General features: G+C 68.2%; 23 protein-coding genes. 7 read left to right on the forward strand and 16 right to left on the reverse strand.

The features are described from left to right. The first annotated feature begins 275 nt into the window (after positions 1-275). Genes FBZ88_RS01120 through FBZ88_RS01130 form a run of 3 tightly spaced genes read left to right on the forward strand, consistent with a single transcriptional unit; the run spans position 276 to position 2,667 of the window. Positions 276-2,180, forward strand: a complete 1,905-nt coding sequence (locus FBZ88_RS01120) for a CYTH and CHAD domain-containing protein (protein ID WP_145615019.1) — start codon at positions 276-278, stop codon at positions 2,178-2,180. A gap of 35 nt (positions 2,181-2,215) precedes the next feature. Next, positions 2,216-2,398 carry a hypothetical protein gene (locus FBZ88_RS01125; protein ID WP_145610157.1) on the forward strand — a complete coding sequence of 61 codons (183 nt, stop codon included), beginning with the start codon at positions 2,216-2,218 and terminating at the stop codon, positions 2,396-2,398. Next, complete coding sequence (locus FBZ88_RS01130; RefSeq protein ID WP_145615020.1) at positions 2,398-2,667, forward strand: type II toxin-antitoxin system RelE/ParE family toxin; 270 nt, start codon at positions 2,398-2,400, stop codon at positions 2,665-2,667. Before FBZ88_RS01125 ends, FBZ88_RS01130 begins: the two co-directional genes overlap by 1 nt. 61 nt (positions 2,668-2,728) lie before the next feature. Here FBZ88_RS01130 and FBZ88_RS01135 read toward each other — a convergent pair whose 3' ends face one another. The 3 genes from FBZ88_RS01135 to FBZ88_RS01145 all read right to left on the reverse strand — a co-directional run bounded on the left by FBZ88_RS01135 (position 2,729) and on the right by FBZ88_RS01145 (position 5,976). Then, entirely contained in the window at positions 2,729-3,427 is a 699-nt protein-coding gene (locus FBZ88_RS01135) for an HdaA/DnaA family protein (RefSeq protein WP_186291446.1), read from the reverse strand. Between the two features lie 66 nt (positions 3,428-3,493). Beyond that, on the reverse strand, positions 3,494-4,645 hold the full coding sequence (locus FBZ88_RS01140) for an AI-2E family transporter (RefSeq protein ID WP_145615021.1): 1,152 nt from the start codon (positions 4,643-4,645) through the stop codon (positions 3,494-3,496). 71 nt (positions 4,646-4,716) lie between these two features. Then, positions 4,717-5,976 (reverse strand): DUF2066 domain-containing protein, encoded by a 1,260-nt coding sequence (locus FBZ88_RS01145; protein ID WP_145615022.1) that lies wholly within the window; start codon positions 5,974-5,976, stop codon positions 4,717-4,719. Positions 5,977-6,122: 146 nt separating this feature from the next. On the opposite strand from FBZ88_RS01145, the gene purM reads away from it, so the two are divergent. Together purM and purN are read left to right on the forward strand one after the other, a co-directional pair. Continuing rightward, positions 6,123-7,190 (forward strand): phosphoribosylformylglycinamidine cyclo-ligase, encoded by a 1,068-nt coding sequence (gene purM / locus FBZ88_RS01150; protein WP_145615023.1) that lies wholly within the window; start codon positions 6,123-6,125, stop codon positions 7,188-7,190. Then, positions 7,178-7,852, forward strand: coding sequence for a phosphoribosylglycinamide formyltransferase (purN, locus tag FBZ88_RS01155; protein WP_145615024.1), 675 nt, complete (start codon positions 7,178-7,180; stop codon positions 7,850-7,852). The genes purM and purN overlap by 13 nt, the downstream gene beginning before the upstream one ends. Here purN and FBZ88_RS01160 read toward each other — a convergent pair. Beyond that, positions 7,849-8,331, reverse strand: a complete 483-nt coding sequence (locus FBZ88_RS01160; RefSeq protein ID WP_145615025.1) for a MarR family winged helix-turn-helix transcriptional regulator — start codon at positions 8,329-8,331, stop codon at positions 7,849-7,851. The two genes, purN and FBZ88_RS01160, sit on opposite strands and share 4 nt — an antisense overlap. 121 nt (positions 8,332-8,452) lie before the next feature. Between FBZ88_RS01160 and FBZ88_RS01165 the strand changes: the two genes are divergently transcribed. Both FBZ88_RS01165 and FBZ88_RS01170 read left to right on the forward strand, forming a co-directional pair. Further along, entirely contained in the window at positions 8,453-9,946 is a 1,494-nt protein-coding gene (locus FBZ88_RS01165; RefSeq protein WP_145615026.1) for an FAD-dependent oxidoreductase, read from the forward strand. Between the two features lie 101 nt (positions 9,947-10,047). Continuing rightward, the gene (locus tag FBZ88_RS01170; RefSeq protein ID WP_004272315.1) at positions 10,048-10,275 is read left to right on the forward strand and encodes a hypothetical protein; all 228 of its coding nucleotides are present in this window, start codon (positions 10,048-10,050) and stop codon (positions 10,273-10,275) included. Between the two features lie 30 nt (positions 10,276-10,305). Here FBZ88_RS01170 and FBZ88_RS01175 read toward each other — a convergent pair whose 3' ends face one another. The 12 genes from FBZ88_RS01175 to FBZ88_RS01230 form a co-directional block, all read right to left on the reverse strand. Then, a complete protein-coding gene (locus FBZ88_RS01175) occupies positions 10,306-11,229 on the reverse strand; it encodes a LysR family transcriptional regulator (RefSeq protein WP_145615027.1) in 924 nt (307 codons plus the stop codon). Between the two features lie 193 nt (positions 11,230-11,422). Continuing rightward, complete coding sequence (locus tag FBZ88_RS01180; RefSeq protein ID WP_326486120.1) at positions 11,423-11,773, reverse strand: tRNA-binding protein; 351 nt, start codon at positions 11,771-11,773, stop codon at positions 11,423-11,425. Positions 11,774-11,880: 107 nt separating this feature from the next. Then, positions 11,881-13,344: an NCS1 family nucleobase:cation symporter-1 gene (locus FBZ88_RS01185; protein WP_145615029.1), complete on the reverse strand. Its 1,464-nt coding sequence runs from the start codon at positions 13,342-13,344 to the stop codon at positions 11,881-11,883. A 93-nt stretch (positions 13,345-13,437) separates the two neighbouring features. Next, complete coding sequence (hydA, locus tag FBZ88_RS01190; RefSeq protein WP_145615030.1) at positions 13,438-14,898, reverse strand: dihydropyrimidinase; 1,461 nt, start codon at positions 14,896-14,898, stop codon at positions 13,438-13,440. Positions 14,899-14,920: 22 nt separating this feature from the next. After that, positions 14,921-15,613, reverse strand: a complete 693-nt coding sequence (locus FBZ88_RS01195; protein ID WP_145615031.1) for a TetR/AcrR family transcriptional regulator — start codon at positions 15,611-15,613, stop codon at positions 14,921-14,923. 40 nt (positions 15,614-15,653) lie between these two features. Further along, a complete protein-coding gene (locus tag FBZ88_RS01200) occupies positions 15,654-16,910 on the reverse strand; it encodes a Zn-dependent hydrolase (protein WP_145615032.1) in 1,257 nt (418 codons plus the stop codon). Positions 16,911-16,927: 17 nt separating this feature from the next. After that, a complete protein-coding gene (gene preA / locus FBZ88_RS01205; RefSeq protein ID WP_145615033.1) occupies positions 16,928-18,214 on the reverse strand; it encodes an NAD-dependent dihydropyrimidine dehydrogenase subunit PreA in 1,287 nt (428 codons plus the stop codon). 18 nt (positions 18,215-18,232) lie between these two features. Next, positions 18,233-19,549: an NAD(P)-dependent oxidoreductase gene (locus FBZ88_RS01210; protein ID WP_145615034.1), complete on the reverse strand. Its 1,317-nt coding sequence runs from the start codon at positions 19,547-19,549 to the stop codon at positions 18,233-18,235. A gap of 170 nt (positions 19,550-19,719) precedes the next feature. Further along, the gene (gene aptA / locus FBZ88_RS01215; RefSeq protein WP_145615289.1) at positions 19,720-21,015 is read right to left on the reverse strand and encodes an omega-aminotransferase AptA; all 1,296 of its coding nucleotides are present in this window, start codon (positions 21,013-21,015) and stop codon (positions 19,720-19,722) included. Between the two features lie 427 nt (positions 21,016-21,442). Further along, entirely contained in the window at positions 21,443-21,865 is a 423-nt protein-coding gene (gene ndk, locus FBZ88_RS01220) for a nucleoside-diphosphate kinase (protein WP_040844830.1), read from the reverse strand. A gap of 107 nt (positions 21,866-21,972) precedes the next feature. Beyond that, complete coding sequence (locus tag FBZ88_RS01225; protein ID WP_211102468.1) at positions 21,973-22,641, reverse strand: ATPase; 669 nt, start codon at positions 22,639-22,641, stop codon at positions 21,973-21,975. Beyond that, positions 22,638-22,985 (reverse strand): type II toxin-antitoxin system Phd/YefM family antitoxin, encoded by a 348-nt coding sequence (locus FBZ88_RS01230; RefSeq protein WP_145615036.1) that lies wholly within the window; start codon positions 22,983-22,985, stop codon positions 22,638-22,640. Before FBZ88_RS01230 ends, FBZ88_RS01225 begins: the two co-directional genes overlap by 4 nt. Positions 22,986-23,027 lie beyond the last annotated feature (42 nt).

Below are 23,027 nucleotides of genomic sequence, written 5' to 3' on the forward strand. Positions count from 1 at the left end.
CGGACCGCCTGTGTCCCTGGTTCCGTATCCATCCGGCGTTAAGCATGACGTTGAGTCATTATCCTACCTCGCAACGGCGAAATGGGCCGGTGGGGCGGGGGCCGGTTAAGGACGGGCGAGGGTGGCGATTTATTGTGACGCAACGGAACCGTGAGACTATCGCAACTGTGCGCTGCAAGGCAACATAACGGAAAGAAATTTACCGATTGCACGGAATCGATGTAATTCCGCAACACGATCTTAACGTAAGCGCCGTCTTCGGTTATCCATGCAGGATGACGAACGGCCCCGCCCGCCCCACACCGACCACCAGCGGTCCCGACACCTCCGCCCAGGAGGCGGGGCGCGCCGCCGTTTCCTCCCCCGCCGCCTTTGAAACACCGCCCCACGAAACATCGCAGTCGCCAGACGGTTCCCCGGCCATCGCCCCCCCGCCGCCGCCCAAGCGCGCCCTGGCCGTGCGGGAGGTGGAGGTGAAGCTGGCGGCGACACCGGCGGCACTGGCCCGCCTGCAAGCGCTGCCGCTGCTGGCGCGCATGGCCGATGGCCCACCGGCCCACCGCCATCAGGTGACGACGTATTACGACACGCCCGACCTGGCGCTGGCCGCCCACGGCCTGGCCCTGCGGGTGCGGCGGCAGGGCGGCCGGCGGGTGCAGACGGTGAAGACCTGGGCCTCCGACGCCGGCACCGCCGCCGCCGCGGGCCGGCGCGAATGGGAGTGGCAGCTGCCGGCGGAGGGCGACGGTCCCGACCTGGGCCTGCTGCCCGCCGGCATCTTCAACCTGCTGACATCGGAACAGTGGACACAGGTCGCCTCCCGCTTCGCCACCGATATCGAGCGCACGGCCCTGCTGCTGCACCCCGACCCGCGCACCAGCGTGGAACTAGCCCTGGACCAGGGCGAGGTGCGCCTGTCCGTGCCCAATAACCCTGAAACGGGCGACGCGGAGGAGACCACCTGGCCGGTGGCGGAGGTGGAACTGGAGCTGAAGGGCGGCCGGGTCGCCGCCCTGTTCGAGGTGGCGGCCGCCCTGCACCACCACGCGCCCCTGCGCATCACCACGGGCAGCAAGGCCGACGCGGGCCTGCGCCTGTTGACCGGCAAGCCGGCGGCGGCCGTTCCCGCCCAACCGGCGGCCCTGACGCCTGTGACCACGGTGGCGGAGGGCTTCCGCCACGCCACGCGCCATGCCCTGGGCCACCTGCTGGAAAACGCCACGGTGCTGCTGGACAGCGGCGACACGCAGGCCCTGCGCGAGATGGCGGCGGCCAGCCGCCGGCTGGATACGGCGATGCGCCTGCTGCGCTTGGCGATGACCTTGCCACCGGCCGCCGGCCCCGCGCCGATGGCGAGGGTGGGGGCCAAGACGGCCGCCAACCCGCATGCGGAAGCGGCGGACGCCCTGCGCAGGCGCCTGGCCCCCCTGCGCACCCTGCTGGAAACCGCGCGCGGCTGGGATCGCCTGGCCGAACGCGCAGCCCTGCTGCCCGACCGCAAGGGGGCCGCCGGCCTGAGCAAGCGCCAGCGCCTGGCCCTGGACCACGCCGCCACGCAGGCGCGCCGCCGGGTGATGAAGCATCTGCGCGGCGCCGGACATACCGCCCTGGTGCTGGACCTGGCCGCCTGGGTCGAGGGCGGCGGCTGGGCCTCCCCCGCGCTGGATCAGCCGTTGAAGACCGTGGCGCCCCGCCTGCTGGCCGAACTGCAGGACAAGGTGGCCCGAGCCATCGACCGGCTGGAGCTGCCGTCTCCGCCACCGCCTGGGGCGAGGAACGCCGTGCTGGTGGGCAAGGCGCCCCCCGCCGCCGATGCGCTCGAACGCCTGCGCCGCCGGGCACAGCGGCTGTATGAGACGGCGGAGGTCTGCCGCGGCCTCTATCCCGTGGCGACAGCCAAACCCAAGGTGGCCAAGGGCACCAAGACCGCCCCGCCCAAGCGCACCGCCGCCGATCCCCTGGCCCCCCTCGCCCGCCTGCACGGCGCCGTCACCGCCCCCGCCATCGCCCGCCAGGCCGCCCAACTGGTGGCGCAACTGGCCAAGGCCACCGGCCCCAAGGCCCGCAGCACCCGCCTGCTGTCCCGTCTGGCGCAGGAGGAGGCCGTGGCGCTGGCCAAGCTGCCAGCCACATGGCGCGGCTACAGCCGGCGGCGCATGTTCTGGATGATGGGGCGGTAGTTGGGTCCCGGCGGGAAGCATGCTATCCTGGGTGCATGACCAAGCCAGCTTCCATCTTCGATATTGATGACAATGGCGCAAAACATCGAGCGATCGATGAGGCGCTGGAAGCGGTGGCTCGTGGCGATTACGTCGACCATGAGGTTGTACGTGAGTGGCTGCTGCGGCTGGCCGCGGGCGAGGATTTGCCCGCCCCTATCCCTGTGAAAGGCGCTTAGTGCGTGTCGTCTGGTCGGTCCCCGCCCTTCGGGACGTGATCGGACACCGCGCTTATATCGCCCAATTCAATCCCATCGCCGCTACCGACATTGCTCAACGCCTGGCCGCTGCGGGTGATAGCCTGAAGACATTCCCCCGCCGTGGCCGCCCAGGCTCCAAGCCTGGAACACGCGAGGTCACAGTCATTTATCCCTATGTGATCGTTTATAAGATTGAAGACGACCGCGTGCTTATCCTGCGTGTCTGGCACGGTTCGCAGGAACGCTAGAATCTATCCACATCAACTTCAAGTTGATTCCCAAATAGACACCAGCGAAGCAATAGTCGGATCAGGCGTCCGCCGGCTTGTCCTTGGGCTCCAGCACCTGGCGGCAGAAGGCCACGGTGATGGGCTTCTTGGCGGCCAGGGCGGCGCGATCCAGCAGGGCCACGGTGCGCCGCGCGCTGTCGAAGGAGCGTTCGGTGTGGGTCATCAGCCAGGCGATGACCTCTTCCCCCACCCGCACCTGGCGATCGTCGAACAGCTTGACCAGCACGGCCATCAGCAGGGCGTCGTCCGGGGCGGCCATGCCCACGGCGGGGGCGGCCACCAGGCGGGAGCGCAGGTCGGGCAGGCGCAGGGTCCAGTTGACCGGGGCGTAGTGCGCCAGCAGCAGCAGTTGGCCGCCCGCCTCCTTGGTCACGTTGTAGAGATGCAACAGGGCACGCTCGCGCACCGTGTCGCCCGAGATCTCATGCGTGCGGTCGATGACGGCGGTGCGGGTGGGGCCCAGCAGGTGGGGCACCTCCGCCGGGTCCAAATCCTCCGGCCCCAGCAGGGGTGCGCGCGACCGGGCGCGCCACACCTGGGCCAGGTGGCTCTTGCCGCAGCCGGGGGGGCCGTACAGCACCAGGGCCGGGGCCGGCCAGTCCGGCCAGGCGTCCAGCCAGGCCACCGCGTCGGCGTTGCCCGGCGCCACCAGGAAGTCGGCCTCCCCCATGGCGGAACGGTGCCCCAGATCCAGGGGCAATTGTCTCAAGTCGGCCATGATTCCAGGGTCTTACCGGCAACGGGCACGAAAGGCGGACGGACGGGGCGCTGGCGGAACGCCGGGTCAGGGCACCGGCGGCGGCGCCCCGGCGTCCGTCCCCGGCGTGACCAGGCCTTCCTGGGCCAGATCCTCGCGCAGCACCTCTTCCGGAGGCACGCCGGTGTAATAGCTGCTGGCGAGGTACTGACGCAATCCGAAGCGCACCAGCACGCCGATGACGGCCGCCACCGGCACCGCCAGCAGCACGCCGGTGAAGCCGAACAGGCTGCCGCCGGCCAGCAGGGCGAACATGACCCAGACAGGATGCAGGCCCACCTTGTCGCCCACCAGCTTGGGCGTCAGGACATAACCTTCCAGCAGGTGGCCCAAGATGTACAGCGCCACCACCAGCCCCTCGCGCCACAGGTCGTGGAACTGGAACAGGGCCACGCCCACGCTGGCGCCGAAGCCCACCACCGTGCCGACATAAGGGATGAAGGACAGGATGCCCGCGATCAGGCCGATGACCAGGCCGAAGTTCAGCCCCACCGCCGTCATGGCCAGGGCGTAGAAGGCGCCCAGCGCCAGGCAGACGGTGGCCTGGCCGCGCACGAATCCGGCCAGCGTGCGGTCGACGGCGCGCAACTGCTCGCGCACCACCTCGGCGTGCTCGCGCGGCAGCCAGCCATCCAGGGTCGCCACCATGCGGTCCCAGTCGCGCAGCAGGTAGAAGGCCACCACCGGCGTGATGAACAGCAGGGACACGAGGCCGAACAGGGCGGCACCACCGCTGAACAGGTTCTTGATGAAGTCCGCCCCCCAGCCCACCAGGGTGCCGACATATTCGCTGGCGGCACTGCGCAGCCGCTCGATGTCATCCGGCGGCAAGGCGGCCATCAGGCTGCGGACGCGCTGCATGGTCTCATCCCTGGCCCAGGTGATGATGGCCGGCAGGCTTTCGATCAACTGGGTGACCTGCTGCTGGATCAAGGGCACCAGCAGCAGGATGCAAAGCACCACGACGACGACGAAGACCAGCAGCACCACGCAGGTGGCCGCCAGGCGCGGCAGCCCAAACCCCTCCAGCCGGTCGGCCACGGGGTCCAGCAGATAGGCGATGGCCATGCCGGCGACGAAGGGCAGCAGCATGCCGCGCAGCAGCCAGATCAGGACGACGCCCACGACAAGACCGATCAGCCAGAACCGTATCTGCCGCCCTGCATGCGTTTCCGCCATCGTCCCCCCACCAACACCGAATCAGGCACAAGCCCAGACAATAACAGATAAGGCCCTGGAATCAGGCACCCTTATGACGGGGCGCCGGCCAGGCTGATCTGGTAACGCACCTCAGCCGGCGTCGCCGACGCGGAGGCGGGAACGGCCCCCGGGGCGGCCCCGGGGGTGGGTGCCGGGGCGGCATCCACCTCGGCGAGCACCAGGTCCCGTTGGGCCAGGGCCGTCTTCAGGTGGCCGACGTCGCCCAACACGGTCAGGGTGAGCAGGGCCTCCGTGGTCTTGAGCGCGCTGGTGTCCACCTGGGTGACCATGGGCACACCGGCCAGGCGGCGCCGCACCTCCACCAAGGTGGTAAGGTCGGTCAGGGGCACGCGCACGGCCACCTGGCCGGACTGGCGGGCGTCCACCACCACGCGACGCTTCCACCCCTCCTCCACCCGGTCCACCACCGTGGCCACGGCCAGGCCCAGGGTGGCCGGCAACGGGGGTGGGGCGGCGGCACCGGCAGCGGGCGGCTGGGTGTCGGCAGCGGGCAGCGGGCGGGGGACGAAGGCCGATTGCGGCACCGTCTCGGCCGGCGACAGGCCCTCGCCCGGCACAAAGGTGCTGAGCGTCAGCTGATAGCCCTTGGCGGCGTCGCCCTCCAGCCGGGCGACGACGACCTGTCCGGCGCCGTGGCGGGCGGCGATGTGGGCCAAAACGGTCGCGTCCGGTGTCAGCGCCGCCTTGGCCGGCAGCTCGTTCTGGTCGGCGGGGTCCGGCGGCACCAGGGCCAGGGGTACCAGCCCGTCCACCGGGCCGATCTGCGACCAAGCCTGGCGCCAGGGGCCATCGGTCCACAGCGCGGGTTCGGCGCCGGTGGCGTCCAGGGGCAGCACCAGGGCGGGCTTGCCCACCATCTCGGCATAGCGCACGCCGTTCTGCTGCAGCAGCTGGCGCACGGCGGCGGGCCGGAACCGGACGGTGAAACGGCCGACATAGCGGACGGAGGACGCGCGCTCCTGCTCCAGCTCGAAGCCGGCCACCAGGGCCTCCAGCTCGCCCTGGCTGACGGCCGGGGGTTGGCGGCCGTCAGCGGCCGGGGTCAGCTTGCGGAACAGGCGGGCCAAGGCCTCGCGCTGGGCTTGCAGGATGGCTTGGTCGCGGGCTTGGTTGGCGTTGCCGGCGGTGACGTCCACATCCACGCCCTGCTCAACAAAGGCCTGTTCCGCGGCGACGCTCCGTCCCGCCTCGGCACGGGCGGTGCCGGCAAGGGCGCCGGCGGCCAGGGCCAGGAAAAGGGCGCCCCGAAACCCGGTCTGGCGCAAGAGGGGGATGCAGCGGTGCGGCATTGCAAAGCCTTCCGATATTGCTATGTTCGGCCCCGAAACCCGGGCGGGTCATGAAACCGTCTTAAACCGACGGTCGCGGGCGGCGGCCTTGAGCGCAGCCGGCCCTGACGGACGCCCCTTCTTAGCCCAGGCCCTGCGAGGACGCCATAAGCACCTATTCGTATAAGGACGCCGGTGTCGACATCGACGCGGGCAACGCCCTGGTCGAGGCCATCAAGCCCCTGGCCAAGTCCACCGCGCGCACCGGTTCCGACGCCGGCCTGGGCGGCTTCGGCGCCCTGTTCGACCTGCGCGCCGCCGGCTTCACCGATCCGCTGCTGGTTTCCACCACCGACGGCGTCGGCACCAAGCTGAAGGTCGCCATCGACGCCAAGCGCCATGACACGGTCGGCATCGACCTGGTCGCCATGTGCGTGAACGATCTGGTGGTGCAGGGGGCCGAGCCCTTGCTGTTCCTGGATTATTTCGCGACCGGAAAGTTGGATGTGGCCGCCGGCCGCGCCATCGTCGCGGGCATCGCCGAGGGCTGCCGCCAGGCGGGCTGCGCCCTGGTTGGCGGTGAGACGGCCGAGATGCCGGGCATGTACGCCGATGGCGACTATGACCTGGCCGGCTTCTCCGTCGGTGCTGTGGAACGCAGCCAGGTGCTGACCGGCGCCGGTGTCGCCGCCGGCGACGTGGTGCTGGGCCTGGCGTCCAGCGGCGTGCATTCCAACGGCTATTCCCTGGTGCGCAAGCTGGTCTCCGTCTCCGGCCTGAGCTATGAGGACGAAGCCCCCTTCGCCCCGGGCAAGACCCTGGGTGAGGCGCTGCTGACCCCCACCCGGATTTATGTGAAGAGCACGCTGGCCGCCGTGCGCGCCGGCCTGGTGAAGGCCATGGCCCACATCACCGGCGGTGGCCTGATCGAGAACATTCCGCGCGTGCTGCCCGACGGCCTGGGCGTCACCCTGGATGCCACGTCCTGGACCTTGCCGCCAGTGTTCCGCTGGATGGCCGGTGTCGGCACCATCGCCGACCTGGAACTGGCCCGCACCTTCAACTGCGGCATCGGCATGGCCGTGGTGGTCCCCGCCGACAAGGCGGATGAGGCGATATCCGTCCTGACCCAGGGCGGCGAGACGGTCGCCCGCATCGGCCAGGTTGTGCCGGTCGCGGCCGACGCCGCCCATCGCGTCACGGTGACCGGCACGGACAAGGCATGGCACTCGTAAACAGCGGAACGCCCGGCAAACTCAAGCTGGGCGTTCTTATTTCCGGCCGGGGCAGCAACCTGCAGGCCCTGATGAACGCCGCCGCCGCGCCGGATTTCCCGGCCACGGTGGCGTTGGTCCTGTCCAATAAGGCGGACGCCGCGGGGCTGGAGCGGGCGCGGGGCGCCGGCATCCCGGCCCTGGCGCTGCCGCACAAGGACTATGCCGACAAGCCGGCGTTCGAGCAGGCCATGACCCGCGCGCTGGAGGATGCCGGCGTGCAGCTGGTCTGCCTGGCCGGCTTCATGCGCCTGCTGTCGCCCTGGTTCGTGGACCACTGGCGCGACCGGCTGATCAACATCCACCCGTCGCTGCTGCCGGCCTTCCCCGGCATCGACACCCACCAGCGGGCGCTGGACGCCGGCGTGCGCTTCCACGGCTGCACCGTGCACTATGTGCGCAGCGAGGTGGACAGCGGCCCCATCGTGGCCCAGGCCGCCGTGCCGGTACAGGCGGACGACACCGCCGACACCCTGTCGGCCCGCGTCCTGACGGCGGAGCATGAGCTCTACCCCCTGGCCGTGCGCCTCATCGCCGAGGGCCGGGTGACGGTGGAAGGAAATCGTGCCGTGCTGAGCGGTCCCCTGCCCCTTCCGGCCATCGCCCTCAACCCCACTGTTTAAGGCTTGTCGGCGCCCTTGTCCCCACCAGGGTTAGGGCTGCCGTCCTCCACCCATGCCTTGGCCCGGTCGGCCAGGCGGCGCAGCAGCCGGGCCAGGGTGGCCTTGTCCTCTTCCGTCCAGTCGGCCAGCACCGCCGCGTACATGCGACTGCGCGCCTGACCTATCGCCTCGACCATGGCCTGGCCGGCGGGTGTCACCACGGCCTCGCGCACCCGCGCGTCGGTGGCACCGGCCCGCCGCTCAACCAAGCCCAGGCTTTCCAGCTTCGCCACCTGCCGGCTGACCGTGGAATGGTCGCGGCCCGCCAGTTCAGCCAGCTCCACCACACCGAGGGGGCCGCGCAGGCCGATGCGCACCAGCAAGGGGAACAGCGCCCGGTCCAGCGACACGCCGGCCAGGTTCAACATGTATTGGTCCGGCTGGGGGCGGTTCACCACCCCCACCAGATCCATCAGCGCTTCATGCAGCTCGTTCCTCATGTGTGCATTATGCACATTTTTCTTGGCAAGCGTCCAGGGTGCCGATATATGTGCATTATACACGGATATCGCGGCTGATTGCGCCCATATCCGTGCATCATGCACATAATTGGAGAGTCCCGTGGCTCGTTTCGATACCGATATCCTGATCGTGGGTGCTGGCGCCGCCGGCCTGACCCTGGCGCTGGATCTGGCCCGCCGGGGCGTGGATTTCCACTTGGTGGAGAAGAACACCGGCCCCTTCCCCGGTTCGCGTGGCAAGGGCCTGCAGCCCCGCAGTTTGGAGGTGTTCGAGGATCTGGGCGTGCTGGCCGACCTGCTGGCCGTGGGCGGCCCCTACCCCACCGTCCTGACCTATGATGGCGGCCAGGTTGTGCGCACCCAGCTGCACGACGTGCAGCCGCCCACCCCGGCGGAACCCTACGGCAATCCGTTGATGGTGCCGCAATTCCAGACGGAGGCGGTCTTGCTCCGCCGCCTGGCGGGCTTCGGTCACGCCCCCGCCTTCGCCACGGAGTTGACGGGCTTCGACCAGGATGCCGAGGGCGTCACCGCCCGACTACGCACCAGTGAGGGGGAGGTCAGCTTACGCGCCCGCTATCTGGTGGGCACCGATGGTGGCCGCAGCTTCGTCCGCCACGCACTGGACATCGGCTTCCCGGGGGAGACACTGCCCTTCCGCGCCATCATCGGCGACATGCCCATCGCCGGGTTGGCGTTCGACGCCTGGCACCGCTGGTACGCCCCCGACGCCCAGCTGGCGCTGTGCCCGCTGGCCGGCACCGACCTGTTCCAGGTGGTGGCCCAGGTGCCGGATGAGGTAACACCCACCCGGGACCTGATCAGCGCCATCGTGCGGGAACGCACTGGCCGCGACGACCTGACGGTGGGGGAACCCACCTGGCTGTCCACCCTGCGCGTCAACCTGCGCCTTGCCGACCGCTACCGCGTGGGCCGCGTGTTCATCGCCGGCGACGCCGCCCATGTGCACCCGCCGACGGGCGGCCAGGGCCTGAACACTAGCGTGCAGGACGCCTATAACCTGGGCTGGAAGCTGGCTGCCGTGCTGCGGGGGGCGCCTGACGGCCTGCTGGACAGCTATGAGGCGGAGCGCCGGCCCATCGCCGCCCACGTGCTGGGCCTCAGCGGCCGGCTGCTGGGCCAGATGGGCACGACGGAAGGGATGCGCCGCGGCCGGGAGACGCGCGAGTTGGACCTGAGCTATCGCGACGGCCCGCTGGCCACCGAAGTCCAGGCCGACCACGGGCGGGTGGTGGCCGGCGACCGGGCCCCGGACGCCCCCTGCCGGACGGCCGCCGGCACCCCCACACGGTTGTTCGAGGTTTACCAGGGGCCGCACTTCACACTGCTGGCCTATGGCGTGGACAAGGACACGGCGGGCGGCGGCTGGCCGGAGGAGGTCAGGGTGCTCACCGTGGCGCCGCAAGACTGCGGACAATCGGCCGACCTGATGGACGACGCCGGGCACGTCGCCCAGGCCTATGATCTCACCCCCGGCACCTGGGTGCTGGTGCGGCCGGACGGCTACATCGCCGCCACCGCCCGCGACGCGAGCACCATCCGCGACTGGCTGCGGTCCACAACCAAGGCGTGACCTCAACCGTTCGGCGAACAACGCGGCCCCTTGCCAGGGGCCCGCGTTTGCGCATAAACCTTGGGAAACGGGTTACGTCTCGGGATAAGGGAGGGCAAGATATGGCCGGTGCTCACAGCGGTGCGGTCGCGGTCAGCGACGCGGTGGTCAAGGAACATGCCGACGGCTGGCATTCGTTCACCCGCTTCGTGAAGGCGGGCATCATCTCCGTCGTTCTGCTGCTGCTGATGTTCCTGGCGCACTTCGCCCTGGGCTGGGGCTTCTCCATGTTCCTGATGATCGTCGGCGACATCATCCTGGTCCTGGCCCTGCTGCTGGGCAAGGTCTAGCCTTTGCCCCTGGGCCATTAGGTTGGGCCATCAGGCCGCCTTACCCATCGGCGCCTTCCGCAGTTCGTGCATCACGAAGTCGCGGAAGGCGCCGATGCGTTTTGAGCCGCGCAGCGCCACGGCGTAGACCAGGTAGGCATCCAGGCGCGGGGCAGGCACCGCCGGCAAAATCCGGATCAGGCCCTGGTCCTGGGCCTTGGCATCCTCAGCGAAGAAACAGGGCAGCGTGCCGATGCCAAGGCCGCTGCGGATGGCAAGGTGCACCGCCTGTGCGTCATCGACCGCCAGGGCCGGCTGGCGCCCACCCTCCTCCCCCACGCCCGCATACAGCAGCCAGTTTCCCTCCGCCGCCAGGGCGGAGCCAGGGGCCGTCAGGCTGTCGCGGTAGGCGATCAGGCGGTGCCCGTCCAAATCCTCCGGCCGCTGCGGCAGACCGTGAGCCCGAACGTAGTCCGCCGTGGCGTACGCCTGGATGTGGGTGGCGAACAGCGGCCGCTGAATCAGGTCAAGCTGGCTGGGCGCGCCCATGCGGATGGCGACGTCGGCCTGGCGCAGCGCCAGGTTGGCGTTGCCCTCATCCAGCTGCAGCACCACGCGCACGTCCGCATGCCGGTCCTGGAAGGCCTTCAGTCGGGGCGCCAGCCATTGGGCGAAGGCCGCCGTGGTGCTGATCCGCAAGGTGCCGCCCGCCTGTTCCAGGCTGTCGCTCACCCGCGCCTCCGCCATCGCCAGGCGGTCGATGACGTCGCGGGCGGTCTGGTACAGCACCTCCCCCTGCTCGGTCAGCACCAGGCCACGGGCATGGCGGTGGAACAGGCGGGCCTTCAATTGCTGTTCCAGGCTGCTGATCTGCCGGCTGATGGCCGACTGGCTGAGGGCCAGGACCGCGCCAGCATGGGTGAAGCTGCCGGCCTCCGCCACCGTGTGGAATACCCGAACCCGGTCCCAATCCATCGCACCGCCTCCTTGACGCGTGGTTCCGGCGCCGCACTTCAACAGGGCACCGTTCGATGGGGGCAGTGTCGGGCCAGGGGCGCGATGCCGCTATCATATCTGGGTATAAGGGGGTCGCCAGGGCCGCCCTCTTCCTATGACGCCGACACCTTCGCCGACGACTTCATCCGGCTGCTGCGGGAGGCCTGAACCCTCAGTAAACCGTCTCGCCCGGCGGTACGGCCGACCAGGGGGTCAGCACGATGACGTTGCCCTCGGCGTTGCGGGCCCCCAAGATCAGGACCTCGGACAGGAAGCCGGCGATGTTGCGTGGCGGGAAGTTGCAGACGCAGACCACCTGCGCGCCCATCAGGTCATCGGGGGCGTAGTGCGTGATCTGGGCACTTGACCATTTGACGCCCAGCTCGCCCAAGTCCACCGCCACCTTGTAGGACGGGTTGCGCGCCTTGGGGAAAGGTTGGACCTCCGCCACCCGGCCCACCCGGATGTCCAGGTTCAGGAAATTCGCCACCTCCGCCTGCGGCTTCAGGGGTGCCACCGCCATCGTCATCCTCCCATGCCTCGATGCCTGGGACTATGGCAGCCGGCGGAGGCGCCGTCTTGGCCCAGGCTACGGTTTCCTGGGCCTGGCCTCCACTTCGTCACAGGTGATCATGCCGCCGGCCGGCGCATGAGGGCGGCGTACAGGATGGTGGAAATGAACAGGCCGGTGAACCAGGCGTAGCTGTAGATGGCCTGGAAGAAGGCCGGCACGCCGGCGAAGGCCGCCGGAAAGGCCGCGTGCAGGAAGCCCGGGATGTTGGGCAGCACGGCAAGGACGAAGGCCACCAGGGCCGTGAGGTTCCAGCCGCCGCGGTAGGCATAGGGTCCGTTGAGGTCGAACAGGCCCTCCAGGCTCAGGCGTGCGCGGCGCACCAGCCAATAGTCGGCCAGCATGATGCCCAGCAGCGGCCCCAGCAGGGCGCCATAGCCCAGCAGCCAGGTGAAGATGTAACCCTCGGTGCTCTCGATCAGCTTCCACGGCATCATGATGACACCGATGGCGGCGGTAATGTAACCGCCGCGGCTGAAGTTCACCGCCCGGGGGAAGATGGCGGCGAAGTCGTAGGCCGGCCCCACGGTGTTGGCCGCCAGGTTCACGCACAGCGTGTCGATGACGATGATGGCGAGGCCGATGGCGACGGCGAAGCCCTCCATCCGGCCGGCCAGGTCCACCGGATCCCAGATGGCCTTGCCATAGACGGTGATGGTCGCCGACGTCACGGCCACACTGATGAAGGCCAGGCCCGCCATGGGCAGCGGCAGGCCCAGCGCCTGGCCTTGGTACTGGTCCTTCTGGCTGCGGGCGAAGCGGGTGAAGTCCGGGATGTTGATGGCCAGGGTGGACCAGTACCCCACCATGGCCGTCAGGCCCGGCAGGAAGGCCGCCCAGAACCCGCCTTCCTTGGCGCCGCCGGGGCCGAACTGCGACGGGGCGGACAACAGGCTGCCGAAGCCGCCGGCCTTGTCGTAGGCCCACCACAGCAGCGCAAGGATGATCAGGATCTTCAAGGGCGCCGTCACCGTCTCCACCCAGCGGATGGATTCGGGCCCCTTGGCGATGAAATAGAGATGCAGGGCCCAGAACAGGAAGAAGCACACCAGTTGACCGGCGTTGATGCCGATCCAGCCCAGCTTGGCCCCGTCCAGCGCGCCGGCCGTCAGGATGTTGCCAATGGCGTAGATCGCGCTGCCGCCCACCCAGCACTGGATACCGAACCAGCCGCAGGCGATCAGCGCGCGCAGCAGGGCCGGCAGCTTGTTGCCCCGCACCCCGAAGGCGGAGCGGACGATGACGGCGAAGGGCACGCCATACTTGGCACCGGAATGGCCCACCAGCAGCATGGGCACCAGCACGATCAGGTTGCCCAGCAGCACCGTGCCGACGGCTTGCCACGCCGACATGCCCTGTTCGATCAGGCCCGACGCCAGCATGTAGGAGGGGATGCACATGACCATGCCCACCCACAGCGCCGCAAAGTGTATCCATCGCCAGGTGCGGTGACCCGCATCCACCGGCGCCAGATCCGCGTTCCAGATTTCGGAGGTCGTATCGACCCCGTGCCCTGTGCCCATCTATGCCCCCAGTCCAACCTTATGGTTGCTTATACCTGCGGCAATCCCAATCCCGTTCTCATTTTCTTATTTTTTGAGAAATATTAGGGCCGCTCAGCCCCGATCCACCCCCGTGGGCTTCAGGGCCTCCTTGCGCTTGGCGGCGGCGTCGAAGCCGGGGGCGAAGGCTGGGCGGTTCACGTGGCGACCGGCACCGCGCACGGCGCGCAGGTCGCCGTCCTGCCAGGCGACGCGGCCGGCGGTCAGGGTCACGCGCGGCAGGCCCTTCACCTCCATGCCTTCGAAAATGTTGTAGTCCACGTTCTGGTGATGGGTCTTGGCGGAGATGGTCTTGGTGGCCGCCGGGTCCCACACCACGAGGTCAGCGTCGGCGCCGACGGCGACCGAACCCTTGCGCGGATAGATGTTGAAGATCTGCGCGGCGTTGGCCGAGGTGACCTTGACAAACTCGTTCATGGTCAGCCGGCCGCTGTTCACCCCGTGGTGCCACAGCACGGCCATGCGGTCCTCCACCCCACCCGTCCCGTTGGGGATGCGGGTGAAGTCATGGCGGCCGGCGGCCTTCTGCGGCGCGCAGAAGCAGCAATGATCGGTGGCGGTGGTGTGCAGGGTGCCGGACTGCAGGCCGTGCCACAGGGCCGCCTGATGATCCTTGGGCCGGAAGGGCGGGCTCATGACGTGGGCGGCGGCCACCTCGAAATCGGGATGGCGGTAGACGCTGTCGTCCACCAGCAGGTGGCCGGCCAGCACCTCGCCATAGACGCGGTGGCCGTCCATGCGGCCGCGCGCGATGGCCTCCAGCGCCTCACGGCAGCTGACATGCACGATGTAGAGCGGCACGCCCAGCACCTTGGCGATCTGGATGGCGCGGTTCGCCGCCTCCCCCTCCACCGCCGTGGGGCGGGACAGGGGGTGGGCCTCGGGGCCGGTCAGGCCTTGGGCCAGCAACTGCTTCTGCAGCTGGAACACAAGCTCGCCATTCTCGGCATGGACGGTGGGCATGGCCCCCAGTTCCAGGGCGCGGGTGAAGCTGTTCACCAGCACCTCGTCATCGCACATGATGGCGTTCTTGTAGGCCATGAAATGCTTGAAGCTGTTCACGCCGTGCTCACGCACCAGGGTGCCCATGTCGGCGTGCACGCTGTCGTCCCACCAGGTGATGGCGACGTGGAAGGAATAGTCGGCCGCCGCCTTTTCCGCCCAGCCGCGCCAGGTGCGGTAGGCCTCCATCACGTTCTGCTTGGGGTTGGGGATGACGAAGTCGATGATCATGGTGGTGCCGCCGGCCAAGCCCGCCGCCGTGCCGGTATAGAAATCATCGCTGGCCACCGTGCCCATGAAGGGTAGCTGCATGTGCGTGTGCGGGTCGATACCGCCCGGCATGACGTAGCAGCCGCCGGCATCCACCACCGCCACGCCCGCCGGCGCATCCAGGTCCGGCCCCACCGCCTTGATCACCCCACCCTCGGCGTAGACATCGGCGCGGAAGGTCTGGTCGGCGGTGACCACGGTGCCGCCCCGGATCAAGGTGCGGGCGGAGGGGTTGGTGGTCATTGGTAACTCCCTTCTCAATGGACTAGGCGGCGGGCAGCGACAGCCCGGCACCCCGCAGGATGAAGCGCACGACCTCCACCGTGATGGCGTCGAAGTCGCGGCGGGTCAGCTTCTTGCGGCCCAGCACGGCGCGCACCTGGGCGTCGAAGTCGGCGTAGTGCTGGGTCACCGCCCAGATGAAGAAAAAGAAGTGCCGGGTATCCACGGGCGCCATGCGGCCCTCGGCGATCCAGCCGTCCAGCACGGCCGACTTCTCATCCACCAGTTTCTTCAGGTCGGACGTCAGGAAACCTTCGATCTCGGCGGCCCCATGGATGATCTCGCTGGCGAAGACCTTGGACACCACCGGCCGGTCGCGCGTGGCCCGCATCTTGGCGCGGATGTAACCCGCCAGCGCCTGGGCCGGGTCACTGTCCGGCGTGACATGGGCCAGGGGGTCCAGCCATTGCTTCAGGATATCGGCCAGCACGGCGCGGTACAGCTCGTGCTTGGTGCTGAAATAATAATGCACGTTGGCCTTGGGCAGGCCGGCGCGCAGCGCGATGGCCGCCGTGGTGGCGCCGCCATAGCCTTGCTCGGCGAACACCTGTTCCGCCGCCGTCAGGATGCGCCGCAGGTTCTCCCGCCGGATCCCACCCTCGGGTGCCGCGGCCGACGCGTCCGCCCGTACCGTCTTCTGGTCCTTCTTGGACGCTCCCCCAACACCCTGCGCCATCTGTACTCCCAACCCCTCGACCCATTGCCTGGAACGCGGGTCAGGTGGCGTCGGCCTTCGCCACCACGGCCCGCAACAGAACATTGCACCCAGCCTCACACCATTCAGGATGCGCGTGTTCAATCTCGTTATGGCTGATGCCGTCCACACAAGGAATGAAGATCATCGATGTCGGGGTTACACGGGCCAGGTAGCAGGCGTCATGCCCCGCCCCGGACACCATGTCGCGGTTACTGTAGCCCAATTCCGCCACGGCGCCGCGCACGGCATCGACGCAACCGGCGTCGAACTTCACCGGGGCATAGTACCAAATCTGCTCGAATTCCGTTTCCAGGCCGACTTCCTGGGCGACTCGTGTAACCGCGTTACGCAGCTTGGCGTCCATCTCCGCCAGCACGGCGTCGTCCGGGTGGCGGAAGTCGACGGTGAAGAACACCCGGCCGGGGATGACGTTGCGGGAATTGGGGTGGATCTGCATCAGGCCCACGGTGGCGCAGGCCAGGGGGGCGTGTTCCAGGCCGATGCGGTTGACCACCTCCACCACGCGCGCGGCGCCCAGCAGGGCATCGCGCCGGCGGCTCATGGGCGTAGGGCCGGCGTGGGCCTCCTGGCCCGTGAAGGTGATCTCATACCAGCGCTGGCCCTGGCAGTCGGTGACCACGCCGATGGTCTTGTCCTCCGCCTCCAGGATGGGCCCCTGCTCGATATGCGCCTCGAAGTAGGCGCCCAGGTCGCGGCCGCGAATGGGAGCGTCGCCGGCGTAGCCGATGCGCGCCAGTTCCTCCCCCATGGTCTTGCCGTCCAGGTCCTTGCGCGACAGGCCGTACTCCAGGTCGAAGGTGCCGGCGAAAACGCCCGAGGCCACCATGGCCGGCGCGAAACGGGACCCTTCCTCATTGGTCCAGGCCACGACCTCGATGGGCGCCTCGGTCTGGTAGTTCAGGTCGTTAAGGGTGCGCACCACCTCCAGCCCGGCCAGCACGCCATAGACGCCATCGAACTTGCCGCCGGTGGGCTGGCTGTCGAGATGGCTGCCCATCAGAATAGGCGGCAGCGCGTTGTTGCGGCCCGGGCGGCGGGCGAAGATGTTGCCGATGGCGTCCACCGTGATGGTGCAGCCGGCATCCTCACACCAGCGCACGAACAGGTCGCGGCTCTGCTTGTCCAGGTCCGTCAGGGCCAGGCGGCAGACACCGCCCTTGGGCGTCGCGCCGATCTTGGCCATCTCCATCAGGCTGTCCCACAGGCGGCTGCCGTTGATGGCAACGTTCGTTCCGAATTTTGCTTCCGTGCTCATATCGCAAACGCTCCAGCTTATTCGGCGGCTTTTGGCGGCAGGACGCGAGCGGGGTTCTGCGGATGCTCCGGCCAGGTCAGGTAGGGGCGGCCCGTCTCCTGCTCATGCATGGTGATGCAGTCCGGCACGGGGCAGACATGGGCGCACAGGTTGCAGCCCACGCACTCCTCATCCACCACCTCGAACAGACGCTTTCCGTCGCCGGGCAGGATGCGGATGGCCTGGTGCGAGGTGTCCTCGCACGCAATGTGGCAGCGGCCGCAGTCGATGCACAGATCCTTGTCGATCTTCGCCTTGGTGACGAAGTTCATGTTCAGGTCGTTCCAGTTGACGACGTTGGGCACGGCGCGGCCCTGGAAATCGGCCAGGGTGCGGTAGCCCTTCTCATCCATCCAGGCCGACAGCCCGTCGATCATGTCCTCGACGATGCGGAAGCCGTAGGTCATCGCGGCGGTGCAGACCTGGACGGAACCGCAGCCCAGGGCCAGGAACTCCGCCGCGTCGCGCCAGGTGCCGATGCCGCCGATGCCGGAGATGGGCAAGCCCCGCGTGTCGGGGTTGCGCGCGATCTCCGCCACCATGTTCAGCGCGATGGGCTTCACCGCCGGGCCGCAATAACCGCCGTGGGTACCCTTGCCGCCGACGGTGGGGGTGGGCGCCATGGCGTCCAGGTCGATGGAGGCGATGGAATTGATGGTGTTGATCAGCGACACGGCATCGGCCCCGCCGCGCTTGGCCGCTTCCGCCGACCACAGCACGTTGGTGATGTTGGGCGTCAGCTTCACGATCACCGGCAGGCGGGTGGCGTTCTTCACCCAGCGGGTCACCTGCTCCACCATTTCCGGCACCTGGCCGATGGCGGAGCCCATGCCGCGCTCACACATGCCGTGCGGGCAGCCGAAATTCAGCTCCAGCCCATCGGCGCCCGTGGGCTCGATGCGCCGGGCCAGGCCGGCCCATGCTTCCTCCGTCATCACCGCCATGAGCGAGACGACGACGGCACGGTCGGGCCAGGCCTTCTTCACCGCCGCGATTTCCCGCAGGTTGACCTCCAGCGGGCGGTCGGTGATCAGCTCGATGTTGTTGAAGCCGATCATGGTGCGGTTGCTGTCCAGCAGGGCGCCGTAGCGGCTGCTGACGTTGACCACGGGCGGGTCCTCGCCCAGCGTCTTCCACACCACACCGCCCCAACCGGCCTTGAAGGCCCGGACGACGTTGTATTCCTTGTCCGTGGGCGGGGCGGAGGCCAGCCAGAACGGGTTGGGCGATTTGATGCCGGCGATGGTGCCGCGAAGATCGGCCATGGGTCGTCCCTCCCCTGTTCAAGCCTTGAGGTAAGCGTCGATGGCGAAGGCCGCCGCCTTGCCGTCCGCCACGGACTGCACGGTCAGGTCCTCGCCGCTTTTGATGCAATCGCCGCCGGCATAGACGCCGGGCAGGCTGGTGGCCAGGGTCTCGTCCACCTGGATGCGGCCGCCCGCCAACACCAGACCGTCCAGCCCGCCGGGCGCCAGCTTCTGCCCCACGGCTTTCAGCACCACGTCACAGGGGATGGTCACCGTCTCGCCGGTCCCAACCAGGCGGCCGGCATCCATCGCCATGCGTTCCAGCACGATGCCGCTGACGGCGCCGCCGGTTCCCAGGATCTCGCGCGGCGCCAGCCAGGTGCGCAGGACCACCCCCTGGGTGCGGGCCAGATCCTGCTCATGCCCGGTGGCGCCCATCTCGGCCGTGCCCCGGCGGTAAGCCATGGTCACCTCCGCCGCGCCGGCGCACAGCGACTGGATGGCGGCGTCCACCGCCGTGTTGCCGCCACCGATGACCACCAGGCGCCGACCGGCCAGGGCCACCGGCGGGGCGGCCCGCTGACGCAGCGCGGCGATGACGTCCACCGCGTCGGCCACACCGGCCAAATCCTCGCCGGCCACACCCAGGGTGTTGATGCCGGCAAGGCCGATCCCCAGGAACACGGCGTCATGGTCCTGGCGCAGTTGGGCCAGCGTGACGTCGCGGCCCAGGGCCACGCCCGTCTTCACCGTGATACCGCCCAGGGACAGGATGAAGTCCACCTCGCGCTGGGCGAAGTCGTCGACCATCTTGTAGGCAGCCAGGCCATACTCGTTCAGGCCGCCGGCCTTGGCGCGGGCTTCGAACACCGTGACCTCGTGCCCCAGCAGGGCCAGCCGGTGGGCGCAGGCGAGGCCGGCCGGGCCGCCGCCCACCACCGCGACATGCTTGCCGGTCGGCGCCTGTCGCGTGAAGGGCTGCACGCCCGCCTTGAACAGCACATCGGTGGCATAGCGTTGCAGCCTGCCGATCAGCACCGGTTCCGCCTCCGCCTTGTTGCGCACGCAGGCCTGCTCGCACAGCACCTCAGTCGGGCAGGCGCGGGCGCAGGTGCCGCCCATGATGTTGGCGTCCAGGATGGTGCGGGCGGCCCCCTTCACATTGCCGGTGCCGATCTTGCGGATAAAGCCCGGAATGTCGATCGCGGTGGGGCAGGCCGTGACACAGGCCGCCTCGTAACAATAGAGACACCGGCTGCTCTCCGCCATGGCCTGCAAGGCGGTGAAGGGGGAGACCAAGTCCCGCTCCAGGCTAAGCTGGTTACTGTGGGCGGCCCCGTTTACGCCACTCATCTACTGCTCCCGTCCTTTCCCGCCCTTTGCTGGGCCCCCGCCGGAACGGTCGTGCGTTCGCGGCGGTCCTGTTCAGAGGTACGCGTGTCGCAGGCGTATGCCTTCGTTCGTTTTATTTTTCGATCTTTATTTTCTGCCGAGCCACTCTGCCCCTTTTGGATCGCCAATCCTCACGGCAGGTCGCGCAGCACCTCGGCCAGCGTGCCGAAGATTTGGTCGATGTGGCTTTTCTCGATAATCAGCGGCGGCGACAGGGCGATGATGTCGCCGGTGGTGCGGATCAGCAGACCCTTCTCGAAGGCCCGCAGGAAGGCGTCAAAGGCGCGCGCCGTGGGCTTGCCGGCGATGGGCTCCAGCTCGATGCCGGCGATCAGGCCCAGATTGCGCACGTCGATGACATGGGGCAGGCCGCGCAGGCTGTGCGCCGCCTCCTGCCAATAGGACGCCAGCTCCGCCCCCCGGGTCAGCAGCCCTTCTTCCTTGTAGATCTTCAGGGTCGCCAGGCCCGCGGCGGTGGCCAGCGGGTGGCCGGAATAGGTGTAGCCGTGGAACAGCTCAATGGCGTTCTCCGGCCCGGTCATGAAGGCGTCGTAGATGTGGTTCTTGAAGAACACGGCGCCCATGGGGACGGTGGCGTTGGTCAGGCCCTTGGCCGCCGTGATGATGTCCGGCACCACGCCGAAATAGTCGGTGGCGAAGGGCGCGCCCAGGCGGCCGAAGCCGGTGATGACCTCATCGAAGATCAGCAGGATGCCGTGGCGGTCGCAGATGGCCCGCAGCTTTTCCAGGTAGCCTTTGGGCGGCAGCAGCACGCCGGTGGACCCCGCCACCGGCTCCACGATCACGGCGGCGATGGTGGAGGCGTCGTGCAGGGTGACGATGCGCTCCAGCTCATCCGCCAGGTGCGCGCCCCATTCCGGCTGACCCTTGGTGAAGGCCTGGCGCGCCTTGTCATGGGTGTGCGGCAGATGGTCGACACCGGCCAGCATAGGCCCGAAGAACTTGCGGTTGGTGACGATGCCGCCGACAGAGATGCCGCCGAAGCCCACGCCGTGGTAGCCGCGTTCGCGCCCGATGAAGCGGGTGCGCGTCCCCTCCCCCCGGGCGCGGTGGTAGGCGAGCGCCACCTTCAGCGCCGTGTCCACGGATTCGGAACCGGAATTGGTGAAGAACACCTTGTCCATGCCGGTGGGCAGCAGGGCCGCCAGCTGCGCCGCCAGCTCGAAGGCGCCCGGATGGCCCATCTGGAAGGCGGGGGCGTAGTCCATGGCCGCCACCTGGGCCTGCACCGCCTGAACGATCTCGGGCCGGCAATGGCCGGCGTTCACGCACCACAGGCCGGCAGTGCCGTCCAGCACCTGGCGCCCGTCGTCGGTGGTGTAGTGCATGTCCTTGGCACCCACGAACAGCCGCGGCGCCTTCTTGAACTGGCGGTTGGCCGTGAACGGCATCCAGAAGGCGTCCATGTTGTTCGGGACGCTGCCGCTCAAGCCCGGGCCGGCCCCACGGCCGTCGGGGGCCGCGTGGGGGATGGAGGGATGGATGCCGAAGCCGTCGTGACGCTGTGCCAAAGCCACTCTCCCAGCAGGCGCCCGGCCCCTGTCGGCCAGGCGGACCCGTATTCTATAGCCCGTAATTTATAGAATGGAGAGTGACATGAATTTGACCATTTGGTCAGGTTTTTTTTGACCGCGCGGCCAGAAAAATGCGCAAAACCGCGCCAGCGCCTGCCGCTGCCTAATTTAATGGCAAAATTCCACCGTTTCCAATCCCCTAAACCCATGGTTGCCGCCGCCCTGACACCCAGGAGGGGCCGGCGCGGCCAAAAGAAAAGCGGCCCCGAGGCATCCCCCAGGGCCGCTTCCCTTAAATCGTCATCCGTGACGCCGGCGGTCAGCCGACGATCTCGGTGCCGGCGAAGAAGTAGGCGATCTCGATCTTCGCGTTCTCCAGGCTGTCGGAGCCGTGGACGGAGTTGGCTTCGATCGATTCCGCGAATTCCTTGCGGATGGTGCCGGCGTCGGCGTTGGCCGGGTTGGTGGCGCCCATGATCTCGCGGTTGCGGGCCACGGCGTTCTCACCTTCCAGGACCTGCACGACCACCGGGCCGGAGGTCATGAAGGACACCAGGTCGCCGTAGAACGGGCGGGCGGCGTGCACCTCATAGAACTTCTCGGCCTGCTGCTTGGTCATCTGGATGCGCTTCTGCGCGACGATGCGCAGGCCGGCTTCCTCGAACTTGGCGTTGATCTTGCCGGTCAGGTTGCGACGGGTGGCGTCGGGCTTAATGATCGAGAAGGTCTGTTCGACGGCCATGGCCGGATCTCCTGGGATTTGATACGAGGAATCTCGAAAGTGGCGGCGTTATATACGGGCGCACGCGGGGCCGCAACAGGCGTCGCTCTGCCCGCGATGCGCAGCCGTCAGGCCTTTTCGGCACCACCCGGCCCCTTTGCCAGGTCGCGCGCCGCCTGGAAAATGGGCTTTGCCCAGTTTGGAATGGACGCCAGCGCAGCCCAGTCCCCGGCCGGTGGCACAAAAATTTCACGGTCCCGCATCTCCAGGACCAATCGCGCCGGCGGGATGTCGTCACCCGCCCCGACAGTAAAACTATTGTCGAAAAGCTGAAGGTGACTAATCACCGGCAGGATACGGACCAGATTGGCGCGAGACGTAACCCAGCGTTCCCGTATCTTAGCTTCCGGGATGGCATGCCCACCGAAGGCCACGCGCTGAGCGACCCGCCGCAGATGCAGCTCCACCGCTTCCAATCCACAATACAGCATGATGATCCGATGCGTGGCCGCCGCCTTCAGCAATAGGGAAGGAATGGCGTTTCCGCTCAGCGTCGTCTCGAATGCGTAGCTGGTTACATCCGCAATAGCTTGGCGGAGGTTGCTCAAGCCCTGGCGCCCGGCCCGCACATCCGCAGCCTCGGGCCCAATCCCGGTTTGCGCGACTATTCGACGGGCCATCGTGTCCGGGTTAAAGAACGATAGGCCGTGGGTCGCCAAGATCGTACCACCGACAGAGCTTTTGCCAGCGCCGTTCACGCCCGCCAACACCACAATGAAGGGCCTGGGGTCGCTCAATATGAATAGCCCGCCTTCGGTCGAGGCCCACCCTGGCCTCGGGATGCCAGCATGTCCTCAAGCCGATCCTTGGCCCCGGGCTCCCGCAGCGTGGCCAATTCCGCATCGAACTGTGCAACCAACCGATCCAAGGTAGCCTGCTGTTGCGCCAGACCGCCAGCGGCCTTGGTCGCCAGCCGTTCGTATTCCTCAGCCGAAACCAACACCATTTCCACCCGATCATGGTTGGTGATGGCCACGCTGCCGCTGGCCTGCACTTCCCGCGCCACCTCTGCCCAGCGGCTGCGCACTTGGGTGGCGTTGCGCCGGGGCAAGGCTTCAATGCTCGATCGCTTAGCGACCATAGACACAGCTCCTCAATAACTCATGACGTATATTAGGTACAT

Source organism: Nitrospirillum bahiense (assembly GCF_007828025.1).
GTDB classification, from domain to species: Bacteria; Pseudomonadota; Alphaproteobacteria; order Azospirillales; family Azospirillaceae; genus Nitrospirillum; species Nitrospirillum amazonense.

Bases quoted from the DNA above. Each gene is read 5' to 3' on its own strand.
- FBZ88_RS01180 (WP_326486120.1), bottom strand. From the start codon at position 11,773: ATGGCGGTGGCACCCCTGAAGCCGCAGGCGGAGGTGGCGAATTTCCTG.
- purN (WP_145615024.1), top strand. From the start codon at position 7,178: ATGGCACTCGTAAACAGCGGAACGCCCGGCAAACTCAAGCTGGGCGTT.
- FBZ88_RS01145 (WP_145615022.1), bottom strand. From the start codon at position 5,976: ATGCCGCACCGCTGCATCCCCCTCTTGCGCCAGACCGGGTTTCGGGGC.
- FBZ88_RS01210 (WP_145615034.1), bottom strand. From the start codon at position 19,549: ATGAGTGGCGTAAACGGGGCCGCCCACAGTAACCAGCTTAGCCTGGAG.
- FBZ88_RS01195 (WP_145615031.1), bottom strand. From the start codon at position 15,613: ATGGCGCAGGGTGTTGGGGGAGCGTCCAAGAAGGACCAGAAGACGGTA.
- FBZ88_RS01140 (WP_145615021.1), bottom strand. From the start codon at position 4,645: ATGGCGGAAACGCATGCAGGGCGGCAGATACGGTTCTGGCTGATCGGT.
- aptA (WP_145615289.1), bottom strand. From the start codon at position 21,015: ATGGACGCCTTCTGGATGCCGTTCACGGCCAACCGCCAGTTCAAGAAG.
- FBZ88_RS01170 (WP_004272315.1), top strand. From the start codon at position 10,048: ATGGCCGGTGCTCACAGCGGTGCGGTCGCGGTCAGCGACGCGGTGGTC.
- FBZ88_RS01135 (WP_186291446.1), bottom strand. From the start codon at position 3,427: ATGGCCGACTTGAGACAATTGCCCCTGGATCTGGGGCACCGTTCCGCC.
- FBZ88_RS01230 (WP_145615036.1), bottom strand. From the start codon at position 22,985: ATGGTCGCTAAGCGATCGAGCATTGAAGCCTTGCCCCGGCGCAACGCC.
- FBZ88_RS01120 (WP_145615019.1), top strand. From the start codon at position 276: ATGACGAACGGCCCCGCCCGCCCCACACCGACCACCAGCGGTCCCGAC.
- preA (WP_145615033.1), bottom strand. From the start codon at position 18,214: ATGGCCGATCTTCGCGGCACCATCGCCGGCATCAAATCGCCCAACCCG.
- hydA (WP_145615030.1), bottom strand. From the start codon at position 14,898: ATGACCACCAACCCCTCCGCCCGCACCTTGATCCGGGGCGGCACCGTG.
- FBZ88_RS01185 (WP_145615029.1), bottom strand. From the start codon at position 13,344: ATGGGCACAGGGCACGGGGTCGATACGACCTCCGAAATCTGGAACGCG.
- FBZ88_RS01175 (WP_145615027.1), bottom strand. From the start codon at position 11,229: ATGGATTGGGACCGGGTTCGGGTATTCCACACGGTGGCGGAGGCCGGC.
- FBZ88_RS01160 (WP_145615025.1), bottom strand. From the start codon at position 8,331: ATGAGGAACGAGCTGCATGAAGCGCTGATGGATCTGGTGGGGGTGGTG.
- FBZ88_RS01125 (WP_145610157.1), top strand. From the start codon at position 2,216: ATGACCAAGCCAGCTTCCATCTTCGATATTGATGACAATGGCGCAAAA.
- FBZ88_RS01200 (WP_145615032.1), bottom strand. From the start codon at position 16,910: ATGAGCACGGAAGCAAAATTCGGAACGAACGTTGCCATCAACGGCAGC.
- ndk (WP_040844830.1), bottom strand. From the start codon at position 21,865: ATGGCCGTCGAACAGACCTTCTCGATCATTAAGCCCGACGCCACCCGT.